Source organism: Synechococcus sp. MU1655, from assembly GCF_023630655.1.
Classification (GTDB): Bacteria; Cyanobacteriota; Cyanobacteriia; order PCC-6307; family Cyanobiaceae; genus Synechococcus_C.
The window spans coordinates 1-4,380 of sequence record NZ_JAKUHK010000168.1 but is presented as its reverse complement, the minus strand read 5'-3'; the positions used below and the strand labels follow the sequence as shown (position 1 = coordinate 4,380).

At 55.0% G+C, this 4,380-nt stretch carries 5 protein-coding genes; 2 read left to right on the top strand and 3 right to left on the bottom strand.

The genetic code is table 11. The features are described 5' to 3' along the window. The 3 genes from ispG to NCN04_RS08365 all read right to left on the bottom strand — a co-directional run. A partial coding sequence (ispG, locus tag NCN04_RS08375) for a (E)-4-hydroxy-3-methylbut-2-enyl-diphosphate synthase (RefSeq protein ID WP_250395784.1) occupies positions 1–1,178 on the bottom strand: 1,178 nt, incomplete at its 3' end. Next, positions 1,178–1,783: a uracil-DNA glycosylase gene (locus NCN04_RS08370; protein WP_048346695.1), complete on the bottom strand. Its 606-nt coding sequence runs from the start codon at positions 1,781–1,783 to the stop codon at positions 1,178–1,180. The genes NCN04_RS08370 and ispG, both read right to left, overlap by 1 nt. A 20-nt stretch (positions 1,784–1,803) precedes the next feature. Next, positions 1,804–2,244 (bottom strand): VOC family protein, encoded by a 441-nt coding sequence (locus NCN04_RS08365; protein WP_053068538.1) that lies wholly within the window; start codon positions 2,242–2,244, stop codon positions 1,804–1,806. Positions 2,245–2,329: 85 nt separating this feature from the next. Here NCN04_RS08365 and NCN04_RS08360 point away from each other — a divergent pair, with 85 nt between their 5' ends. Both NCN04_RS08360 and NCN04_RS08355 read left to right on the top strand, forming a co-directional pair. After that, entirely contained in the window at positions 2,330–3,508 is a 1,179-nt protein-coding gene (locus NCN04_RS08360; RefSeq protein WP_250395783.1) for a pyridoxal phosphate-dependent aminotransferase, read from the top strand. Positions 3,509–3,526: 18 nt separating this feature from the next. After that, positions 3,527–4,380, top strand: an 854-nt coding sequence (locus tag NCN04_RS08355; RefSeq protein ID WP_250395782.1) for a putative selenate ABC transporter substrate-binding protein, incomplete at its 3' end; no start/stop codon positions are given.

Genomic DNA, 4,380 nt, shown 5'->3' with positions numbered 1-4,380 from the left:
CAGCGGCCGTCGTCTTTGATGAGCTGAACCAAGGCTGCCACCCCCTCAGACTCGGGTACTTTTCGGATCTCATCGCGGTTGCGATACAGGGCGATCACCCCAGGCCCCTTGCCGACGTAACCGTAGTCAGCATCAGCCATCTCGCCAGGTCCATTCACAATGCAACCCATCACCGCAATGTCGAGACCGGTGAGATGAGAGGTGGCGTTTCGGACCTGATGAAGAACCTCCTCAAGATTAAACAAAGTGCGACCGCAGCTCGGACAGGCCACGTATTCGACCATCGTCTTGCGGATTCCCAGTGCCTGCAGAATCGAAAAGCACACGGGAATTTCCTTTTCAGGAGCTTCTGTGAGGGACACCCGCAGGGTGTCTCCAAGCCCTTCTGCCAGCAACGTTGCGATTCCTGCCGTGCTTTTAATTCGGCCGTAGTCGCCATCACCTGCTTCGGTGACTCCTAAGTGCAGCGGGTAGTTGAACCCTTCACGATCCATGGTGTCCGCCATCAATCGGTAGGCCGCCAGCATCACGGGCGCCCGCGATGCCTTCATTGAAATCACGATGTTGTGAAAATCGAGTGAATCGCAGATGCGTACGAACTCCATGGCCGATTCGACCATGCCTTGAGGGGTATCTCCATAGGTGAACAGCATGCGTTCAGCCAAGGAACCGTGATTCACTCCAATTCTCAAGGCCTTGTTTTGCTCTTTCAGGACTTGAACGAGCGGAGCAAATGTTTCCTTGATTCTTTCTCCAATCGCATCAAACTCGTCTTTGCTGAACTCCTGGCGATTGGGATCTGGTTTGTCGAAAACAAACAACCCAGGATTAATGCGCACTTTGTCGACGTGCTTGGCGACTTCTAGGGCAATGCGGGTGCCGTTGTGATGGACATCGGCCACGAGTGGGATCTTGCATCCCTGTGCTCGAAGTGCTGAGCGAATCTTCCCCATCGCGATGGCATGACCGATCGACGGAGTCGTGACACGCACGATTTCGCATCCGGCATCGGCTAGCCGACGAATTCCCGCGACCGACCCGTCGATGTCAAGCGTGTCCTCATTAATCATCGATTGCACCGCAATCGGATGCTCACTTCCGATGGGTACATCTCCCACCATCACCGTGCGCGTCACCCGGCGATGAATCTTGGTGTCGTAACGCTGCGAGGCGGTCATCAAGGATCGCTCGAATCTGGAGATAACCCTGACACAACCCCGTTCAGTGCGCGCTTGACGTGGGTCAGATCAGCCATAAACAGCGACCGGGGCTTCCCAGGGTCTCGTGAAGGATTTCGCAAGAGGTACGAGGGATGAAAACTCGGCATCACTGAGCGCCCTTCCCATTCCGTCCACTGCCCCCTTAATCGACTAATCGGTGTACGGCATTGGAGCAGTGACGCTGTGGCTGTCGCTCCAAGAATGAACAAGATCTCTGGATCGACCTCCAGAATTTGACGATCAAGCCACGGTCTGCAGGCCATGAGCTCTGCTGGGGTGGGGCGTCGGTTACCAGGGGGGCGGCATTTGATCAAGTTGCAGATGTAAGCGTCGTCTGCTTGATCAAGCCCCACCTCGGCTAGGCATGCATCCAAGAGGCGACCGGAACGCCCAACAAAAGGACGCCCCTGAGCATCCTCATCAGCCCCTGGCGCTTCTCCAATCACCATCAGCCGCGCTGAAGGGTTTCCACGACTGACCACAACAGTCTTGCGTTCTTGCGCCAGATCACAGCGCTGACATTGGAGACAGGATGCCTCGAAGTCTTCTAAGGACACGCGCATGGATCGCTCAGCTCAAAACCCTATGAGCCAGTGGAACCTTGCGTCAGCACCAAGGTGAGAAAGGGCTGCCCTTCTGGATCCTCCATCCAGCATTCCGCTCCAAACGATTCCAGACGAGTGGTTTCGCGCCGCCGCGCTCCCAAGCCCTCCAGTTGCTCGATCCAACCGGCCAGCTCCGTCTCTGGATGGTCGGTTCCAATCCGCTGAAAACAAGGGGCCAGGGCTGCACCTTGCACGGGCCAAGGCCGTTGACGGGAAGGGCGATAAATCTGCAGTGTTCCGCCCATGGGTAGAGACAGCATCCAGTGCTGATCTGACAGTCCTTGACGGCACGCACATCCCAGAGCGTTCGCATAAAACTCCGCGAGAGATTGGGGATTGTTGGCCGCCAACACCCAACTCAATGAGGTCGTTTCAGCTGACATGGTCGGCATGGACAACATTTCGATCCAGGCTGTCATCAGCACATCGGTGTTGTCACCGACGCCACATCAGGCAGGATGATGTTTCACATATCCGAGCATCCATCGAGGGGGTGCCGTGCTGATGCCAGGCCCCCCATTTCTCTCGCACCGAGCTTTGGCTCTGCAGCCATCGCTCACACTTGCCATCAGCGCCCGAGCAAAAGCCCTGCAGCAAAAGGGTGTGAATGTGTGCAGCTTGAGTGCGGGGGAGCCGGATTTCGGGACGCCAGACTTCATTGTTGAGGCGTCGATCCAAGCCCTAAGGGATGGCATCACCCGGTATGGACCGGCTGCTGGCGATCCAGAGCTGCGGGCTGCCATCGCTCAGAAATTGAGTCTTGAAAACAACATCCCCACCAAAACCGATCAGGTCTTGGTCACCAATGGCGGAAAACAGGCGATTTACAACCTGTTTCAAGTTCTTCTGAACCCAGGAGATGAAGTCATTATTCCGGCCCCGTATTGGTTGAGTTACCCAGAAATTGTTCGCTTGGCTGGGGGAAACCCTGTCACGGTGTCGTCGTCAGCAAGCGATGGGTTTGGACTTGATCTCAACAAGATTGAACAATCCATCACCCCGTTAACCAAGGTTCTGGTGCTCAATTCACCGGGCAACCCAACAGGTCGTGTGTTGAGTCTCAGTGAACTAGAAGCCCTGGCAGAGCTGGTGCGAAAGCATCCCAACCTGATGGTGATGAGCGATGAAATTTACGAATACCTGTTGGAAGAGGGTGAATCCCACCACAGTTTTGCTGCCGTAGCTCCAGATCTCAGAGAGCGGTGTTTTGTGGTGAATGGTTTTGCCAAAGGCTGGGCCATGACCGGTTGGCGACTCGGATATCTCAGTGGTGACAGCACGGTGATCAAGGCCGCGGCTGCCCTGCAAAGCCAAAGCACAAGCAATGTGTGCAGCTTTGCTCAACGGGGTGCTTTGGCGGCGCTTCAGGGCTCTCGGGACTGCATCCGCGAGATGGCTGCTAGCTACAACACGCGGCGTACTGAGCTTTGTACTGGGCTTCAACAGATGGAGGGCATCACTCTCGTACCACCGAGAGGCGCCTTTTATGCCTTTCCTCGCTTGCCTGATGCCATTCCCGATTCGTTGGCCTTTTGTGAGCGTGCTCTCGAGGAGGAAGGACTGGCGATCGTTCCCGGTGGTGCCTTTGGCGATGATCGTTGCGTCAGGCTGTCTTGTGCCGTTTCGCGTGAGACGATTTCCGATGGGCTCAGTCGGTTTCAGAGTTTGTTGACTCGTCCATAACCTCATCATTTGTCAGGCATGACCAATCATTTGACACGGGTCCGAAAAAAAGGGGCCGTTGTTCTTTTGGCTCTTCTCTGTAGTCAGGGCACAACGGTCCTTCCAGCGAACGCTCAACCAACCCTCAGGATCGGAGCCATACCCGATCAAAACCCAGAACGGTTAAACCGTCGTTACGGCCAACTTGCCGCCGAACTCAGCGACACTCTCAAGGTCCCTGTCCGGTACGTGCCAGTGAGCAATTACCCAGCGGCCGTCAGTGCTTTTAGGACCGGAAGTCTCGATCTCGTTTGGTTTGGAGGTCTGACAGGGATTCAGGCTCGACTTCAAACGCCAGGTGCCAAGGTTCTGGCACAACGAGCCATCGACGCGAAGTTTAATAGTGTTTTTATCGCCAATACTTCATCAGGTTTACAACCCATTAGCAGCATTGATGGTCTGAAAAGCCTTAAAGGAAAGCGCTTCACCTTTGGATCAGAAAGTTCCACGTCGGGACGACTGATGCCCCAGTATTTTATGGCCCAAGCGGGCGTGACTCCCAAGCAAATCGCTGGTGGACAAGCAGGTTTCAGTGGAAGTCACGATGCCACGATCGCTTTGGTGCAGAGCGGTTCCTATCAGGCTGGTGCTCTGAGTCAGCCTGTCTGGAATGTGGCCGTTAAGAACGGGAAAGTGGATCCCACAAAGGTGAAGGTGATTTGGAAAACCCCTTCTTTTGGGAATTACCACTGGGTGGTACGCCCCAATCTTGATCAACGCTTTGGGAAGGGATTCACCACGAAACTCCAGAAGGCCATTTTGGCTTTAACCCCCACCAACGTGCGACAGAAAACCATCTTGGAGTTGTTTGCCGCCAAACGTTTTATTCCAGC